We start from the raw sequence: 16,028 nt of genomic DNA, 5'->3' as shown, positions 1-16,028 counted from the left end.
GACGTATGAAGCTCGTCCGCCGCAGCGCCGCGCCAACCAAACCGCTTGGCGCTGCGGCGGATGCATAGGGGGAGAACTGTTACCTATGTATCCGGTTCAATCTGTTACCCATCTATCGGCTGGACACTTTCCTCGGCGGTTTCGCCAATCGGCGACGTTGCAGGATTTGGCACCGAGGTCACGGCTGCTTCTTTCTCCCCGTCTCTATACGGGGAGAAATGCCCGGCAGGGTAATGAGGGGCGGCGCCAACGTTCCGGAATGGCAATTGACCACAAGCGCCATCTGTCCGAACTATTGCGCCCCATGGCCACGCGCGACCCACCCGAACCCACCGAGCCCCTCACCTTCGCGGTGCTGGTATTCCCCGGTTTTCCGATGATGGCGTTCAGCTCGGTCATCGAGCCGCTGCGCGCCGTCAATGTGCTGGCGAAGCGGGAATGCTACCGCTGGATAATCGTTGGTGCGACCCAGGGTCCGGTCGAGGCGTCGAACGGCGTCGTCATCCAGCCAGGGTTCTATGCCGAGGCAGCACCCAAGGTCGACCGCATCGTCGTCTGCTCGGGCGGCGACGCCGATCATCTCGTCGCCGAGGACGCGGCGAGCTGGATACGCCGCAGCCTGCGCAATGGCGCCCATATCGGCGCGGTGGCGGATGCCGCCTTCTTCCTCGCGCGCGCGGGCCTGCTCGACGGCCATGCCTGCACCTTGCACTGGACCAGCCAGGCCGCCTTCACCGAGGCGTTTCCCAACATCGAATTGCGGCGCGATCTCTACGTCATCGATCGCAAGCGCTTCACGTCGGCCGGCGGCGTCGGCAGCCTCGACATGATGCTGGAGATCATCACCCGGGACTATGGCGCCGAGCTTGCCGCCGGCGTCGCCGAATGGTTCGTGCACAGCCAGCTGCGATCGAGCGTCGACCGCAAGCTGATGCCGCTGAGATTGCGCACCGGCGTCCAGAACGAGCTGGTTCTGTCGGCCATCGCCATCATGGAGGACGCGGTCGAGGAAAGGCTCGGCATGGCCGAACTCACCGCGAAACTCGGCGTCTCCTCCGACAAGCTCGAACGCTCCTTCCGCTCCGAACTCGACATCTCGCCCAACGGCTACTACCGGCGCCTGCGGCTGAAACGCGCCGCCGATCTCCTAGCCCACTCGACGCTCGCCGTGCGCGACGTGGCGCTGGCCTGCGGCTTTGCCTCGATGTCGAGTTTCGCCCGGGCCTTTCGCGAGGAGCATGGGCACGCGCCGAAGCAGGCAAGACGGCATTAGGGGCGCCCGCTGAAGCTGTGAGATGTTGGCGGGACAGCGCCCCCCTCTGTCCTGCCGGACATCTCCCCCACATGGGGGGAGATCGCTGCCACCTCGGCTTTCGCCTATCTCCAACATCGAAGACGGAGGCGCGGTTGGCGAAGCTGCCAATCTCCCCCCTCGTGGGGGAGATGCCCGGCAGGGCAGAGGGGGGCGCGAAGGATCGCGACGGCGCCTGTTGGCCAGCGGCATCTCGCACAACAAACGCGGTATTCCGCACAATCCATCCGCCCCGCCTGCGCCATGCTCGGCCCTCGCAAACCAGCCAAGGCCGAACCCCCATGAGCATCGTCGTATTCGACCCCGACAGCACCGAGGACGTCGACTTCAAGGACCGCATGCGACACCCCGTGGCCACTGACCCGGCCGGCGGGATGTGGCTGTCGGACACCGAGCCGTCCTTCATCGATGCGGACGCCCTGCGCAAAGGCCGGCTGGCGAAACTGCGCGGCTGGATGCGTGAGGCAGGCTATGGCGGCGTCGTGCTGTTCGACCCTTATAATCAGCGCTACGCCACCGGCTCGCGCAACATGTTCGGCTATTTCCTGCGCAACTCGACCCGCTATTTCTTCATCCCGACCGAAGGGCCGATCGTGCTGTTCGAATATCCGCAGAGCTACCATGTCTCCATGGTACTCGACACGATCGACGAGGCGCGTCCGTCCAAGCTCGTCTGGTCTTCCGTGTCAGGCCGCGACGACGAAACCGCGGGTCCCTTCGCCGACGAGATCGCCGAGCTCCTGAAGACGCATGGCGGCGGCTCGATGAAGCTCGGCCTCGACCGTTGCAGCCACCTGCAGGCGCTGGCGCTGGAAAAGCGCGGCTGCGAGGTCCGCGACTGCCAGGGCGAAATCCTGGCGGTGCGCGCGGTCAAGACGCCGGAGGAAGTGAAATGCCTGATGGCGTCGATGGCCGGTGCCGAGGCCGCCGTCTATGCCGTGCGCGAGGCGATCAAGCCCGGCGTCTCCGAAAACGAGCTGTTCGCCATCATGTATGGCGAGGTGATTCGCCAGGGCGGCGAGTTCATCGAGACGCGGCTGTTGACGTCAGGCCAGCGCACCAATCCCTGGTTCAACGAGGCCAGCGGCCGCAAGATCAGGCCCGGCGAGTTGCTGGCGCTCGATACCGACACGATCGGCTGCTACGGCTATTATTCGGATTTCTCCCGCACCTTCCGCTGCGGTCCGGGCAAGCCGACTCCTTACCAGAAGTCGCTCTACCGCATGGCGCACGACCAGGTTCAGCACAACATCTCGATCGTCAAGCCCGGCATGGCCTTCCGCGAGATCGCCGAGAAGGCCTGGAAGATCCCGGACCGCTTCGTCGACCAGCGCTACACCTCGGTCATGCACGGCGTCGGCATGCATGGCGAAACACCGTTCATCGCCCATGCCATGGACTACGAAACCTATGGCCGCGACGGCCATATCGTGCCAGGCATGGTGGTGAGCGTGGAAAGCTATATCGGCGAAAAGGGCGGCCGCGAGGGCGTCAAGCTGGAGGACGAGATCCTGATCACCGACACCGGCACGGAGCTGCTATCGCGCTTCCCCTATGAGGACGAGTTTCTGGAGAAAGAGGTTTGATAGCCGCTGCCCCACTCGGTGACGTAGCCTTTACGGTTGGCGCAGCCTCCCATCGTTTCGTCATCCTAGGGCGAAGCAAGGAGCGCAGCGACGCGGCGCAGACCCTAGGATCCATGCCGGGACGTCAACGCGCCTCCCATCGCCTTCGTCATCCTAGGGCGGAGCAAGGAGCGCAGCGACGCAGCGCAGACCCTAGGATCCATGCCGTGGCGTCGATGCCGCGCAACGGTTACCGAATTCTGCTCCGTTGCGCCATTCAATGGACGTCACGGAATGGATCCTCGGGTCTCCGCGACGCCGCTGCGCGGCTGCTTCGCCCGTGGATGACGAAGTCGGGGAGGCTTCGGCCAATCATCACCGCTTGCGCCAACCCGCTAAAAGCAACGATGTCGGCTTTTGACCAGCCTGCCAACCGCCAGGTCGATTCAGCCTGCAACCCAGGCGCCTCCGCATGAAAGCCCCCATCTCCATCAAGCGCGGCACGGTGGCCGCCGTGTTCATCGACCTGCAGGAAGAGCACCGGCACGACCCGCGCTACCTCGTCGAAGGCTACGAAAACATCCTCGCCAACGTCCAGCGCCTGCAGGCGGCGGCGCGGCAAAACCATGTGCCGCTCCATCACTGGGCCTATATCGTCGATCTCGACAGCCAGGACCGGCCCTTTCATCCCACAGGCGAAGACGGCAAGTCGGCCTTTTCCGACAAGAGCGACCCGCTGACCGAGATCTGCCATGAGGTGGCGCCGGCGGAGGGCGAGGCGCTGCTGATCAAGGCCGAGGCCAGCGCCTTTCGCAGCGGTCCGGCCGCCGACCGGCTCGAGGCTTCAGGCATCGAATGGCTTGTTGTCGCGGGCGTGTGGACCGAGGCCTGCATCGACGCCACCGTAAAGGATGCGGTGGCGAAGGGCTTTCGCGTGTTGCTGGTCAAGGATGCCTGCGGCAGCGGCAGCGCGGCGATGCACCAGACCGGCATCCTCAACCTCGCCAACCGGCTCTATGGCGGCGCGGTTGCCGACACCGACGGCGCCTGCCGGCTGCTGGCCGGCGAGACGGTCACCGTCTGGCAGGTCGAAGGCTCGGTACCCCTGCGCTTCACCTTTGAAAACGCCGCCCGTCTCTATGCCGAGCTTTGATGTGCCCCGCAGACTGAAATGACCGGCCGCGGCAAATACGAAACCCGGCTCGATCCGGCACTCTGGGCCTATATCGACAGCGTCAACGCCTGGTATCCGCCCGAGATATCAGGCCTGCCGGTCGACAAGCAGCGCGCGGTCTATGCCAGGATGTGCCGCGCCTTCCATCAGGGCAGACCGCCCGGGGTCAGGGCCCGCGACAGCTTGGTCGCCGCTTCCAAGCATGGCATCCCGGTCCGCCGTTACCGGCTCGCCGGCGCGGCGCCGCATGCGACAGTGCTCTATTTCCACGGCGGCGGCTTCATCCTCGGCGGGCTCGAAAGCCATGACGACATCTGCGCCGAAATCTGCGCCGGCACCGGCTTCGACGTGCTGTCGGTCGACTACCGGCTGGCGCCCGAGCACCTTCACCCCGCCGCCTTCGACGATGCGCTGGCGGGTTTCGAATGGGCGGCCGCAAGCAGCGGCCTGCCGCTGGTGCTGTGCGGCGAAAGCGCGGGCGGCAGTCTGGCGGCGGCGCTGGCGCAGGCCACGCGTCACCATCCGCGCGCCGCGATCGGCCAGGTGCTGATCTATCCCGATCTCGGCGGCAACGAGGCGGTGGGCTCCTATGTCGAACACGCCGATGCGCCGCTGCTGTCGACAGGCGATGCCGCCTTCTATCGCGACGTCAGGTCAGCCAGGAAGCAATCGCCCGACGATCCGACCTTTTCACCGCTGCGCGACACGGACTTTTCCGGCCTGCCGCCGACGGTGATCGTAACGGCCGAATGCGATCCGCTGTCGTCGGATGGCGAGGCCTATCGCGACCGCATCTTGGACGCCGGCGGCAAGGCGTGTTGGCATCAGGAGCCCCGCCTCGTGCACAGTTTCCTGCGCGCTCGCATCACAGTGCCGGCCGCGGCGGAAGCCTTTGCGCGCATCATCGCGGCGGTTGCCGCGCTGGGCCGAGGTGAGTGGCCGTACTGAAGGTCCGGGTTACGACGAGGTCGCGGCACTTGCCTCGGACGACGTTGCCTTCAGCCAAAGCGCCTTTTCGCCAAGCGTGGCGACCATGGCGGCGTGCGCCGCGCGCTCTGCTTCGGTGAGGCGCGGCACGAGCGGCGCCGGCCGTTCGGCGACGATGATCTCGATATGGCGGACGTTCTCGCCCTGGGCCGGCGCGGTGGCGCTGTCGAGAATGAGAGCCGCCTGCTTGCCGCCGATCAGCTCGATATAGACTTCGGCCAGCAATTCGGAATCGAGCAAGGCTCCGTGCTTGGTGCGTTTCGTATTGTCGATGCCGTAGCGCCGGCACAGCGCGTCGAGCGAATTGGGACCCATCGGGTGCTTGCGGCGCGCCAGGGCCAGCGTATCAACGACAAGCCCGTTATCGACGGGCGGATGACCGAGCCGGCCGAATTCGACATTGAGGAAGCCGATATCGAATGTGGCGTTGTGGGCGACCAGCTTGGCGCCTTCCGTGAACCGCAGCCATTCCTCGGCGATTTCGGCGAAGGTCGGCTTGCCCGCGAGATCGGCAGCGCTGATGCCGTGCACGGACTGCGCCTCGGCATGGATCGCGCGCCCTTGCGGGTTGATATAGTGATGGAAGGTCCTGCCGGTCGGAAAACGATTGACCAGCTCGACACCGCCAAGCTCGATCACGCGGTCGTCGCGCGAATCGAGGCCGGTGGTTTCGGTATCGAAAATGATCTCGCGCATCGAATCAGTTGCTCCAAAGGAGCAGAATCACGAGACCGGAACAAAATGGCAATGGGCAATGCCTCTTTTCCCTTCTCCCCTTGTGGGAGAAGGTGTCGCCGAAGGCGACGGATGAGGGGTGCTCCAGCTTGGCACCGACGGCACCCCGTGGCGCACCCCTCATCCGTCTCGGCGCGGCGCGCCGATCCACCTTCTCCCACAAGGGGAGAAGGAAAGGGCCTCAGCTGCCCCGCTTATCCCCGAAGTTCCGCAATGATCGCTGCAACAGCAGCGCGCGCGGCGTCCAGCCCGTTACCGGTATCGATGACGAAATCGGCCAGCCGCCGCTTTTCGGCATCCGGCACCTGCTTGGCCAGGATCGCCGCCAGTTTTTCCTCGCTCATGCCAGGCCGTGCCAGCACGCGCTGGCGCTGGACTTCGGCCGGCGCGGTGACGACGACGACCTTGTCGACCCGGCCACGGCCGCCGGTTTCGAACAGCAGCGGGATGTCGAGGACCGCGATCGATTCGCCGGCGTTACGATGCTTGGCCAGGAAGGCGTCGGCATCGGCACGGACCAGCGGATGGATGATGGCTTCGAGCTTTTTCAAGGCCGCCGCGTCGCCAAGCACACGGGCGCCGAGTTTTGCGCGGTCGACGCTTCCGTCGGCGGTGGTGCCGGGAAAAGCGGCCTCGACCAGGGGAGCCGCCTTGCCGGCATAGAGGCGGTGCACCGTTTCGTCCGAATCATGCACCGGCACGCCGGCCTCGGCGAACATCCTGGCCGTGGTCGACTTGCCCATGCCGATCGAGCCGGTGAGGCCGAGCACGATCATGGTTTGCGCACCAGATCGGCAACGATGATCGCGCGGAGCTCCGCCGTCACCTTCGGCCTGACGCCGAACCAGCGTTCGAAGCCGGGCACCGCCTGGTTGAGTAGCATGCCGAGCCCGTCGACCGTCTTCAGCCCCCGTGCCCGCGCGGCGGCGAGCAGGGGGGTCTCGAGCGGCACGTAGACGATGTCGTTGACCACGGCATGGTCGGGAAGCAGCGTGGGGTCGGCGGGCAAACCCTCATTGCCCTGCATGCCCAGCGCGGTGGTGTTGACCAGCAGGCCGGCGTCGCCCAGCAATTCGGCGGTCGCGGCCACTTCGTGCGCCGAAACGCCGGCGCCAAAGCGGTCGCGCAATTCGATCGCCCGGGCGAGCGTGCGGTTGACGATGCGGATGTCTTTGAGGCCGCGCGTCTTCAGTGCGTGGATGACGGCGCGGGAGGCGCCGCCGGCACCCAGCACCACGGCCGGGCCCCTGGACGCCCAGCCCGGAGCGTAATCGTCGAGATTGGCGGCAAAGCCGTGGCCGTCGGTGTTGCCGCCCCACAAAGTGCCGTCCTCGAGCCACAGCGTGTTGACGGCGCCGATTTCGTCCGCCGCATAGTCGCGGCGCGCGACCCCGGCAAAGGCCGCCTCCTTGTGCGGGATGGTGACGTTGCCGCCGCGATAGCCATTGGCCTGCATGCTCGCCAGGAAATCGGCGAAATCCCGCGGCGCCACGTCGATCGCCTGGTAGCTGCCGTCAATGCCATGTTCGGCCAGCCAGTGACCGTGGATCATCGGCGAGCGCGAATGTTTTATCGGATGGCCGGTGACGAAGGCCTTCTTCATTGCCTCAGCCATCGATGGCTCCCAGTGTGCGCAGTTCCGCCAGCAGCGGCAGCAGCGGCAGGCCGACAATGGTAAAATGATCGCCCGCGATTATTTCGAACAGCTGGATGCCTTCGCCCTCGATTTGATAGGCGCCGACGCTCGACAATGCCTTGGCGCCGACCCGGGCGAGATGGCGTCCGATGAAGGCGGGGTCGAGCTTGCGCATGGTCATCGAGGCGATGCCGACATGGCGCCACAGCACCTTGCCGTCGCGCACCAGCACGGCGGCGCTGTTCAACTGATGGGTCTTGCCCGACAGCGCCAGGAGATGGCGGCGCGCGCCTTCCATGTCGGCCGGCTTGTGGAACACCTCGTCGCCGAGCGACAGCGTCTGGTCGCAGCCGAGCACCAGCGCGCCGGGCCGGCGTTCGCTGACTTCGGTGGCCTTGGCTTCGGCCAGCACCAGGGCGACGTCCTCGGGCGAGGCACCGCTGTCCTGCAACGGCGCTTCCAGCGCCCGCTCGTCCAGCGTCGCGGGAACCGCCTCGATGTCGACACCGGCATCGACCAGCATCGCCTTGCGGAACGGGCTGCCTGAAGCGAGGATGATTTTTTCTGTCATGCTGATTCACCGGCGTTGGTGTTCCGTGGCGCACCCCTCATCCGTCCGAGCTGCGCTCGGCCACCTTCTCCCACAGGGGGAGAAGGGAAGTCCTGCGTGGACGCCGCCGCAAATCACCACCCAATGGTATTTTGCAGCAGCGATGGCGCCTCGTTCTTCCTTCTCCCCTTGTGGGAGAAGGTGGCCTCGCGAAGCGAGGTCGGATGAGGGGTGCGCCACGGAATGCTCACATTTCTCGTCTGCCCTATCTCGTCTTCCCCCGCAGGGCAACGATGGCCGCAGCCGTCTCCTCGATCGAGCGGCGGCTGACGTCGATCATCGGCCAGCCGTGGCGGGTGCAGATCTGGCGGGCGTAGGCGAGCTCCTCGTTGATGGCGGCGCGGTCGACATAGTCGGTCGACACGTAGGTGCTCGAATTGCCGAGGATGCGGTTCTGGCGCACATGCGAGATGCGCTCGGCGGTGGCGATCAATCCGACGATCAGCGGTGTCCTGGCGGTGACCAGGCTTTCGGGCACCGGCACGCCGAGCACGATCGGGATGTTGGCGGTCTTGATGCCGCGGTTGGCGAGATAGATGCTGGTCGGCGTCTTCGAGGTGCGGGATATGCCGATCAGCACGACATCGGCGTCATCCATGTTTGCCGGCAGCTGGCCGTCATCATGGTCCATGGTGAAATTGAGCGCATCGATGCGGCGGAAATATTCGGCGTCGAGAACATGCTGGGCGCCGACGCGGCGGCCGGCCGGGGTGCCGAGATAGGACTGGAACACGGTGAGCACGGGTTCCAGCACGGACACGCAAGGCAGGCCCATGGCCGCGCAGCGTTCGTCGATGCCGCGCGCCAGCTTCTGGTCGACGACCGTGTAGAGGATGATGCCCGGCTCCTCCTCTATGTCCTCGAACACCTTGGCTATCTGCTTTTCGGTGCGGATGAGCGGGTAGATGTGCTCGATGGCGCGCGCATCCTTGTACTGCGCCGAAGCGGCGCGGCCGGCGGCGAGCAGCGTTTCCCCCGTGGCGTCGGAAATCAAATGCAGGTGGAAGAAGCTCTGGGGTTTGTTCACAGGGGTCACCTGAGGCTGTGGGCGGATGTGGATAAGGTTGGACAGGCGGGCGTACTGGCCAGAGGCGACTGTATCAGATGCCGGTTTGTCCACAATTCGATGCGCTGTCAGCTTCGCCGGACGGCTGGGGACAAGTTCGTGGACGAGACGTTTTGCCTTTCGCCTGTCCACAGGGGAGGCTTCGAGGGTGGTTGATCTAGCGCATTGACTCGCCTGCGAGATTCCTGATTGTCCCCAGAACCCTGCAAACCGCGATCGGGAGTGCGCGACAATATGCTTGCTGGCGTTTTGGCGGCCAAAGCGGGACAGGTGACAACCATCACAACCAACAGACTCTTAGAATCAGAAGACTCTTTTAAAATAAGATATTTGATTAAGAGGAAGCCGGGAGAGCGAGCGCTCGATGCCTGTAAGACGGATCATGCTGGATGTCCTGAAGGGCAAGGCGGTGTTTCCTCCTCCGCTCTGGATGATGCGCCAGGCCGGGCGCTATCTGCCGGAATATAGGGAAACGCGAAAGCGTGCCGGTTCCTTCCTGGATCTGTGCTACGACCCCGACCTTGCCGTGGAAGTGACGCTGCAGCCGATCGAGCGCTTCGGCTTCGACGCTTCGATCATGTTCTCGGACATCCTTGTCGTTCCCCATGCGCTTGGCCGCGACGTGCGCTTCGAGGAAGGGCGCGGGCCGCTGCTGACGCCGATTTCCGCGGCCGAGATCGCGGCGCTGGGAAGCGAGATGTTTCACGTGAATCTCGAGCCGGTCTACGAGACGGTTCGGAGGCTGCGGGCGAAATTGCCCGACGAGACGACGCTGATCGGCTTCTGCGGCGCGCCATGGACGGTGGCGACCTACATGATCGCCGGTCACGGTACGCCGGACCAGGCGCCGGCGCGGCTGTTCGCTTACCGCGAGCCGGCCGCGTTTCGGCAGCTGCTGAAAGTGCTCGCCGATCATTCGGCTTCCTACCTGATCCGCCAGATCGAGGCCGGCGCGGATGTCGTGCAGATCTTCGATTCCTGGTCGGGGGTGCTCGACGATGTATCGTTCGAACAGTGCTGCGTCGAACCGGTGGCCGAAATCGTCAGGCAGGTTCGGGCCGTCCATCCCGACGTGCCCATCATCGGTTTTCCCAAGGGGGCAGGAGCGCGCTACCAGAGCTATCGCGCCAAGACCGGCGTGACCGGGCTCGGCATCGACTGGACGGTGCCGCTCGAGGCAGCGAAGGCGTTGCAGCGGCAAGGAGCGGTCCAGGGCAACCTCGATCCCTTGCGGCTTGTGGCCGGCGGGCAGGCGCTGGCCGATGGCGTCGAGGCGATCCTCAAGGCGTTGGGGGACGGGCCGCTGATCTTCAATCTCGGCCACGGCATCACCCCCGACACGCCGGTGGCGCATGTCGAGGCGATGGTGAAACAGGTCCGGAGCGCGGCACGCTGATGGCTGACAGAGATGACACCAACAGCACCGGCCAGGCGATGAAGCGCATGGCCGTCGGCATCGCAGTCCTGATTGTTCTCACCGCGCTTTTGTTTTTCTTCGCACCGGAAAGCTTCTATCCCTGGGCAAAGGCGATCCATATCCTCGCCGTCATTTCCTGGATGGCCGGCATGCTCTATCTGCCGCGGCTGTTTGTCTATCACGTCGACGCGGAGAAGGGCTCCGTCCAATCCGAAACCTTCAAGGTGATGGAGCGGCGTCTGCTGCGCGGCATCATCAATCCGGCGATGATCCTCACCTGGCTGTTCGGGCTGTGGCTGGCCTGGAAGATCTTCGCGTTCCAGGGCGGCTGGCTGCATGCCAAGATCGGCCTGGTGCTGCTTATGTCGGGCATTCACGGCTATCTGGCCGCCGCGGTGCGCAAATTCGCCGAGGACCGCAACGAAAAAACGGCAAGGCACTGGCGGATCGTCAATGAGATCCCCACATTGCTGATGATCGCAATCGTGATCCTGGTCGTCGTGAAGCCCTTCTGAGGCTTCATCCGGCCCCGTCAAAAGGCGGCTTGCTCTTTCAGCCGACCGACGATACAAGACGGGTCTTCCTTCCCGTCATGCGCCGCCCCTCATTGCTTTCGGCCGCGCCCGGCATTTGTCGCATCCCGCCGATTTTTTTCCCCAAAGCCTACCCAGAGTCCGTCTAATGCAAGAAATGAAACTCACCGAGTTCAAGAACAAGAAGCCGCCAGAGCTGATCGCTTATGCCGAATCGCTCGAGGTCGAGAACGCCAGTGTCATGCGCAAGCAGGAACTGATGTTCGCGATCCTCAAGAAGCTCGCCGCCCAGGACATCGAAATCATCGGCGACGGTGTGGTCGAGGTGCTGCAGGACGGTTTCGGCTTCCTGCGCTCCGCCAATGCCAACTATTTGCCAGGTCCCGACGACATCTATATCTCGCCGTCGCAGATCCGGCGCTTTTCGCTGAAGACCGGCGATACGGTCGAAGGACCGATCCGCAGCCCGAAGGAGGGCGAGCGCTATTTCGCGCTGCTCAAGGTCAACACGATCAATTTTGACGATCCCGAGAAGATCCGCCACAAGATCCACTTCGACAATCTGACGCCGCTCTATCCGACCTCGCGGCTGAAGATGGAGGTCGACAATCCGCCCAGCAAGGACATATCGCCTCGCGTGATCGACCTGGTGGCGCCGATCGGCAAGGGCCAGCGCGCTTTGATCAACGCACAGCCGCGCACCGGCAAGACGGTGCTGTTGCAGAACATCGCGCACTCGATCACCGCCAATCATCCGGAATGCTATCTGATCGTGCTTCTGATCGACGAGCGACCGGAGGAAGTGACCGACATGCAGCGTTCGGTCAAAGGCGAGGTGATCTCCTCGACCTTCGACGAGCCGGCCGTGCGCCACGTCCAGGTCGCCGAAATGGTCATCGAGAAGGCCAAGCGCCTGGTCGAGCACGGCCGTGATGTGGTGATCCTGCTGGATTCGATCACTCGCCTCGGCCGCGCCTACAACACCGTCGTGCCGTCATCCGGCAAGGTGCTGACCGGTGGTGTCGACGCCAACGCGCTGCAGCGGCCGAAGCGCTTCTTCGGTGCCGCCCGCAACATCGAGGAAGGCGGCTCGCTGACCATCATCGCCACGGCGCTGATCGACACCGGCAGCCGCATGGACGAAGTCATCTTCGAAGAGTTCAAGGGCACCGGCAACTGCGAAATCCAGCTCGACCGCAAGGTGGCCGACAAGCGCATCTATCCGGCAATCGACATCCTCAAGTCCGGTACCCGCAAGGAAGACCTGCTGGTGTCGCGCCAGGACCTGCAGAAGATCTTCGTGCTGCGCCGTATCCTGGCGCCGATGGGAACCACCGACGCGATCGAATTCCTGATCGACAAGCTGAAGCAGACCAAGACCAATGGCGATTTCTTCGATTCGATGAACACTTGAGTTCGGAGGGGGTTCGCCCCCTCCTCTTCGTTCTCGGATCTGCGCCGTGTCCGCTTCCTGCCCTATCATCTCGCGGCAAGTTAGGGTCGCCGCACCAATCCTTCCAGCTCATCCGGATCCGTAGCCACCGGCAGGCAGACCTGGCCGGTGCAGAACCAGGCGCCGCGCCGGTTGGTCGGCGGCAGGATTCCGCCGGGCAGCAGGGGTCGATTCGCCGCCGTACCGATCGGCACGACGATATCGACGCGACGCGGATCGGGATTTCGATTCGCGACCGGAATGAGCTTCGGATCCTCCGGCCCATCGACGATGACCAGTTTCAGCGGCTCGATGACGAGCGCGCAGGCATTGACGATGCCCGTCTGGCCATAGGCCTGATGCGCGGCGCGGCCGGCGGCGTGTTCGGCGGTTTTCCACGCCTTCTCCTGCAAGTCGAGATTGCCGGTGACGGAGGCGAGCCGGAGCTGCGCCTCGATGATCTGGCTGGTGGCCGACGGAATGGCCTCGTCGACATCCCCCCTGATGCGGATCGGCACGTCGGTGCTGTCCGAGGCAGTCAGATAGTAGCCCGTGCCCTCCGCGTCGGCGTGCCAACGGTCCAGTTGTTCGAGGAACTGGCCGGCCTGGTCGACATAATTCCAATCGCCCGTGGCTTCGAACAGCGAGATCGCGGCGTTGGTCATAGCGGCATAGTCGCTCGACAGAGCGGGAAACAATTTCCGGGCGCCGAGCATGGAATGCGGCAAGCGATTGTCGCGGCTGGCGGCGCTGACATGGGCAAAGGCCTTTGCCGCCGCCTCGACCCAATCCGGGCGGGCCAGCGAGCGGCCAGCTTCGGCGAGGGCGGCGATCATCAGGCCGTTCCAGTCGGTAAGGGTCTTTGCATCCAGGCCCGGCCTGACGCGTTCTTCCCGCACAGCGAGAAGCCTTGCCTTGAGCGGCACCAACTGGTCCCGGTCCCCCACACCAAGCGCTTGCTGGGAGAGGGTCTGGTGGACCACTGGCTTGCCTTCCCAACCGGGCGGGCTGGAAAGCGTGAAGTATTTGAAAAACAAAGCTGACTCGCCGCCAAGGACGGATTCGATCTCTTCCCTGCTCCAGGTGTAGAACAGCCCTTCCTCGCCATCGCTGTCGGCGTCGAGACTGGCGGCAAAGGCGCCGCCGTCGACCCGCATTTCGCGCAGCAGCCAATCGACCGTGTCTTCGATTCGTATCCGGAACAGATTGTTGCCGGTTGCCGCGTGAGCCCAGTTGCAGAGACGGATGAGTTGGGCGTTGTCGTAGAGCATCTTCTCGAAATGCGGCACCAGCCATTCGGCGTCCGTCGAATAGCGGCTGAGCCCGCCGCCGATGTGATCGTAGATGCCGCCGCTCAGCATATGTTCGAGGCTGGTGAGAACGTCGTCACGATGCGCGGCATTGCCGTCGCGCAGCCAGGACAGCCACAACGTTTGCATGAACGGCGCGTTCGGGAATTTCGGCGCGCCGGCGAGGCCGCCGTGGTCGCGGTCGACCATGCCGCCGATGCGGCCGGCAAGGTCGGACAGCGTATCGCGATCGAGAAGTGCCTTGGCATGCGTGGCTGAGAGCCGCGCCTCGACATGGGAGGTCAGGCCATCGGCGCTCTGGTGCAGGCTCGCCCGCTTGTCGCGCCAGGCCTTGTCGACCGCTTCCATCACCTGGATGAATCCCGGACGGCCATAACGCGGCTCGCGCGGAAAATAGGTGCCGCCCCAGAACGGCTTGCCGTCCGGCGTAAGGAACATGGTCAGCGGCCAGCCGCCCTGCTCGCCCATTGACGACAGGGCCGCCATGTAGATCTGGTCGATGTCGGGGCGCTCCTCGCGGTCGACCTTGATATTGACGAACAGACGGTTCATGACGGCGGCGACGTCGTCATTCTCGAAGCTTTCATGGGCCATGACATGGCACCAGTGGCAGGCGGCATAGCCGATGGAGAGCAGGATAGGCCTGTCCAGCGCCTTTGCTTCTTCCAGCGATGCCGGCGACCATCCCCGCCAGTGCACGGGATTGCCGCTGTGCTGCTGCAGATAGGGGCTGGCCTCGTCGGCAAGCAGGTTTCGCGCGGGCAAAGTCACAAGGGCCAAACTTTCGGGGCAATCCGGGGCGGTGATGAGGCGGAAGCTAGGGCGGTTCGGTAGAGCGGGCAAATGATTTCAGGCGAATCGATCGTGGCGCTGTCGAGCGGCCGGCTCCCCGCCGGGGTCGCGGTGCTGCGCATATCCGGCCCACGGACTCGATTCGTTGTCGAAACGATCGCCGGCGGCATGGTTAAGGAGCGGAGCGCGGTTCTGCGCAGGTTCAAGGCGGCGGATGAGACGGTGCTCGACACTGGGCTGGTCGTCTTCTTCCCCGGTCCGGCCAGTTTCACGGGTGAGGATGTCGCCGAGTTTCATGTTCATGGCGGCCGCGCCGTGGTGGCCAGGATGCTGGAGACGATCGCTGGCTTTGACGGCGTCAGGCATGCCGAACCTGGAGAATTCACGCGCCGCGCGTTCCTCAATGGCAAGGTCGACCTGGTCGAGACCGAGGCGCTGGCCGACCTCGTCAACGCCGAGACGGAAGCGCAGCGGCGTTTTGCTATCCAAAATGCCGAAGGCGCGCAGAGCGAGCTCTACCTCAACTGGCGTCGGCGCCTGATCCATGCGCGGGCGATGATCGAGGCGGAGATCGACTTCGCCGATGAGGATGACGTGCCGGGTTCCGTTTCGGATACGGTTTGGTCAGACGTGCGGTCGATGATGTCGGAAATTGACCGCCATATAGCGGGATTCCACGCCGCCGAAATCATCCGCGACGGCTTCGAAGTCGTCATCCTCGGCGCGCCCAATGCCGGCAAGTCCAGCCTGTTCAATGCCTTGGCGCGGCGCGATGCGGCTATTGTAACGGATGAACCCGGCACCACCCGCGACCTGCTGGAGGTGGTGCTGGACCTCGAAGGCCTGCGTGTCAGGCTGACCGATACGGCCGGGTTGCGGGATGCGCCGGGGAAGGTCGAGGCGATTGGCATAGAGAAGGCGAAAGCCAAGGCGGATCGCGCCGATCTCGTGCTGTTGCTCGAGGACGCCGCCAACCCAAGGGATGCGGGTCCGCTGACAGTGACGGTGCCGGCATTGCGCGTTGGCACCAAGCTTGATCTGCTTGGCAGCGAAGCGGCTCACAATGGGGCTCGGCGCTATGAGTTTGGCATATCGGTGGTCGACGGGACGGGCGTGGACGGATTGCTTGCGGAGATCGGGCGCCGCGCCAGTCAGGCAGCGGGCGGCGCCGGCGACGTGCTGCCGTCGCGGCTACGCCATGTCGAGTTGCTCAATGCCGCGAACCGGCATCTGCACCGCGCCGCCGATGAACGGACCGCGCAGGAACTGCGCGCCGAAGAACTGCGCCTGGCAGCCGACCGGCTGGGGCGAATCGTGGGCGCCGTAGACGTCGAGGACTTGCTGGACGTGATCTTTTCCCAGTTCTGCATCGGAAAGTGACTCACGTGAAACACTGCGGTCGCTGGCAGGGCCTCCTCCGACTGACTCACGTGAAACAGTCTTGGGGCCGTGATTCACG

At 64.4% G+C, this 16,028-nt stretch carries 14 protein-coding genes; 8 read left to right on the top strand and 6 right to left on the bottom strand.

Annotated elements, in window-relative coordinates; genetic code table 11:
• Positions 1-304: 304 nt before the first annotated feature.
• The 4 genes from EN824_RS32820 (at position 305) to EN824_RS32795 (ending at position 4,999) form a co-directional block, all read left to right on the top strand.
• Positions 305-1,273 carry a GlxA family transcriptional regulator gene (locus EN824_RS32820; protein ID WP_127276263.1) on the top strand — a complete coding sequence of 323 codons (969 nt, stop codon included), beginning with the start codon at positions 305-307 and terminating at the stop codon, positions 1,271-1,273.
• A 320-nt stretch (positions 1,274-1,593) separates the two neighbouring features.
• Positions 1,594-2,898, top strand: coding sequence for a Xaa-Pro peptidase family protein (locus EN824_RS32810; RefSeq protein ID WP_135933128.1), 1,305 nt, complete (start codon positions 1,594-1,596; stop codon positions 2,896-2,898).
• Positions 2,899-3,349: 451 nt separating this feature from the next.
• Complete coding sequence (locus EN824_RS32800; protein ID WP_135867826.1) at positions 3,350-4,030, top strand: isochorismatase family protein; 681 nt, start codon at positions 3,350-3,352, stop codon at positions 4,028-4,030.
• An 18-nt stretch (positions 4,031-4,048) separates the two neighbouring features.
• The gene (locus EN824_RS32795; RefSeq protein WP_135922103.1) at positions 4,049-4,999 is read left to right on the top strand and encodes an alpha/beta hydrolase; all 951 of its coding nucleotides are present in this window, start codon (positions 4,049-4,051) and stop codon (positions 4,997-4,999) included.
• A gap of 9 nt (positions 5,000-5,008) precedes the next feature.
• Here the strand turns inward: EN824_RS32795 and dnaQ are convergent, their stop codons facing one another.
• From dnaQ to EN824_RS32770, 5 genes are all read right to left on the bottom strand, one after another.
• Positions 5,009-5,734 (bottom strand): DNA polymerase III subunit epsilon, encoded by a 726-nt coding sequence (dnaQ, locus tag EN824_RS32790; RefSeq protein WP_127276253.1) that lies wholly within the window; start codon positions 5,732-5,734, stop codon positions 5,009-5,011.
• A 233-nt stretch (positions 5,735-5,967) separates the two neighbouring features.
• Positions 5,968-6,549: a dephospho-CoA kinase gene (gene coaE / locus EN824_RS32785; RefSeq protein WP_135933127.1), complete on the bottom strand. Its 582-nt coding sequence runs from the start codon at positions 6,547-6,549 to the stop codon at positions 5,968-5,970.
• The gene (locus EN824_RS32780) at positions 6,546-7,388 is read right to left on the bottom strand and encodes a shikimate dehydrogenase (RefSeq protein ID WP_135933126.1); all 843 of its coding nucleotides are present in this window, start codon (positions 7,386-7,388) and stop codon (positions 6,546-6,548) included. Before EN824_RS32780 ends, coaE begins: the two co-directional genes overlap by 4 nt.
• The gene (locus tag EN824_RS32775) at positions 7,381-7,980 is read right to left on the bottom strand and encodes a Maf-like protein (RefSeq protein WP_135933125.1); all 600 of its coding nucleotides are present in this window, start codon (positions 7,978-7,980) and stop codon (positions 7,381-7,383) included. Before EN824_RS32775 ends, EN824_RS32780 begins: the two co-directional genes overlap by 8 nt.
• A 244-nt stretch (positions 7,981-8,224) precedes the next feature.
• On the bottom strand, positions 8,225-9,046 hold the full coding sequence (locus EN824_RS32770) for a pyruvate, water dikinase regulatory protein (protein WP_127276242.1): 822 nt from the start codon (positions 9,044-9,046) through the stop codon (positions 8,225-8,227).
• A gap of 403 nt (positions 9,047-9,449) precedes the next feature.
• Between EN824_RS32770 and hemE the strand changes: the two genes are divergently transcribed.
• The 3 genes from hemE (at position 9,450) to rho (ending at position 12,449) form a co-directional block, all read left to right on the top strand.
• Positions 9,450-10,481, top strand: a complete 1,032-nt coding sequence (hemE, locus tag EN824_RS32765) for a uroporphyrinogen decarboxylase (RefSeq protein WP_135933124.1) — start codon at positions 9,450-9,452, stop codon at positions 10,479-10,481.
• Positions 10,481-11,017 (top strand): protoporphyrinogen oxidase HemJ, encoded by a 537-nt coding sequence (gene hemJ / locus EN824_RS32760; RefSeq protein ID WP_127276237.1) that lies wholly within the window; start codon positions 10,481-10,483, stop codon positions 11,015-11,017. Before hemE ends, hemJ begins: the two co-directional genes overlap by 1 nt.
• Positions 11,018-11,183: 166 nt before the next feature.
• A complete protein-coding gene (rho, locus tag EN824_RS32755) occupies positions 11,184-12,449 on the top strand; it encodes a transcription termination factor Rho (protein ID WP_027145740.1) in 1,266 nt (421 codons plus the stop codon).
• An 80-nt stretch (positions 12,450-12,529) separates the two neighbouring features.
• On the opposite strand, the gene EN824_RS32750 is transcribed toward rho, so the two are convergent.
• Positions 12,530-14,548, bottom strand: a complete 2,019-nt coding sequence (locus tag EN824_RS32750) for a thioredoxin domain-containing protein (RefSeq protein WP_135933129.1) — start codon at positions 14,546-14,548, stop codon at positions 12,530-12,532.
• 72 nt (positions 14,549-14,620) lie between these two features.
• On the opposite strand from EN824_RS32750, the gene mnmE reads away from it, so the two are divergent.
• Entirely contained in the window at positions 14,621-15,949 is a 1,329-nt protein-coding gene (mnmE, locus tag EN824_RS32745) for a tRNA uridine-5-carboxymethylaminomethyl(34) synthesis GTPase MnmE (RefSeq protein WP_135933123.1), read from the top strand.
• The last annotated feature ends 79 nt before the right edge of the window (positions 15,950-16,028 follow it).

The organism is Mesorhizobium sp. M8A.F.Ca.ET.181.01.1.1, assembly GCF_004792025.1.
Classification (GTDB): Bacteria; Pseudomonadota; Alphaproteobacteria; order Rhizobiales; family Rhizobiaceae; genus Mesorhizobium.
Note: the sequence above shows the minus strand (reverse complement) of the source record. Positions and strands in the feature narration are given on the sequence as shown.

Coding starts and splice junctions, on each gene's coding strand:
- EN824_RS32780 (WP_135933126.1), bottom strand. CDS start 7,388: ATGGCTGAGGCAATGAAGAAGGCCTTCGTCACCGGCCATCCGATAAAA.
- EN824_RS32820 (WP_127276263.1), top strand. CDS start 305: ATGGCCACGCGCGACCCACCCGAACCCACCGAGCCCCTCACCTTCGCG.
- dnaQ (WP_127276253.1), bottom strand. CDS start 5,734: ATGCGCGAGATCATTTTCGATACCGAAACCACCGGCCTCGATTCGCGC.
- EN824_RS32800 (WP_135867826.1), top strand. CDS start 3,350: ATGAAAGCCCCCATCTCCATCAAGCGCGGCACGGTGGCCGCCGTGTTC.
- mnmE (WP_135933123.1), top strand. CDS start 14,621: ATGATTTCAGGCGAATCGATCGTGGCGCTGTCGAGCGGCCGGCTCCCC.
- coaE (WP_135933127.1), bottom strand. CDS start 6,549: ATGATCGTGCTCGGCCTCACCGGCTCGATCGGCATGGGCAAGTCGACC.
- EN824_RS32795 (WP_135922103.1), top strand. CDS start 4,049: ATGACCGGCCGCGGCAAATACGAAACCCGGCTCGATCCGGCACTCTGG.
- EN824_RS32810 (WP_135933128.1), top strand. CDS start 1,594: ATGAGCATCGTCGTATTCGACCCCGACAGCACCGAGGACGTCGACTTC.
- hemE (WP_135933124.1), top strand. CDS start 9,450: ATGCCTGTAAGACGGATCATGCTGGATGTCCTGAAGGGCAAGGCGGTG.
- EN824_RS32775 (WP_135933125.1), bottom strand. CDS start 7,980: ATGACAGAAAAAATCATCCTCGCTTCAGGCAGCCCGTTCCGCAAGGCG.
- hemJ (WP_127276237.1), top strand. CDS start 10,481: ATGGCTGACAGAGATGACACCAACAGCACCGGCCAGGCGATGAAGCGC.
- rho (WP_027145740.1), top strand. CDS start 11,184: ATGCAAGAAATGAAACTCACCGAGTTCAAGAACAAGAAGCCGCCAGAG.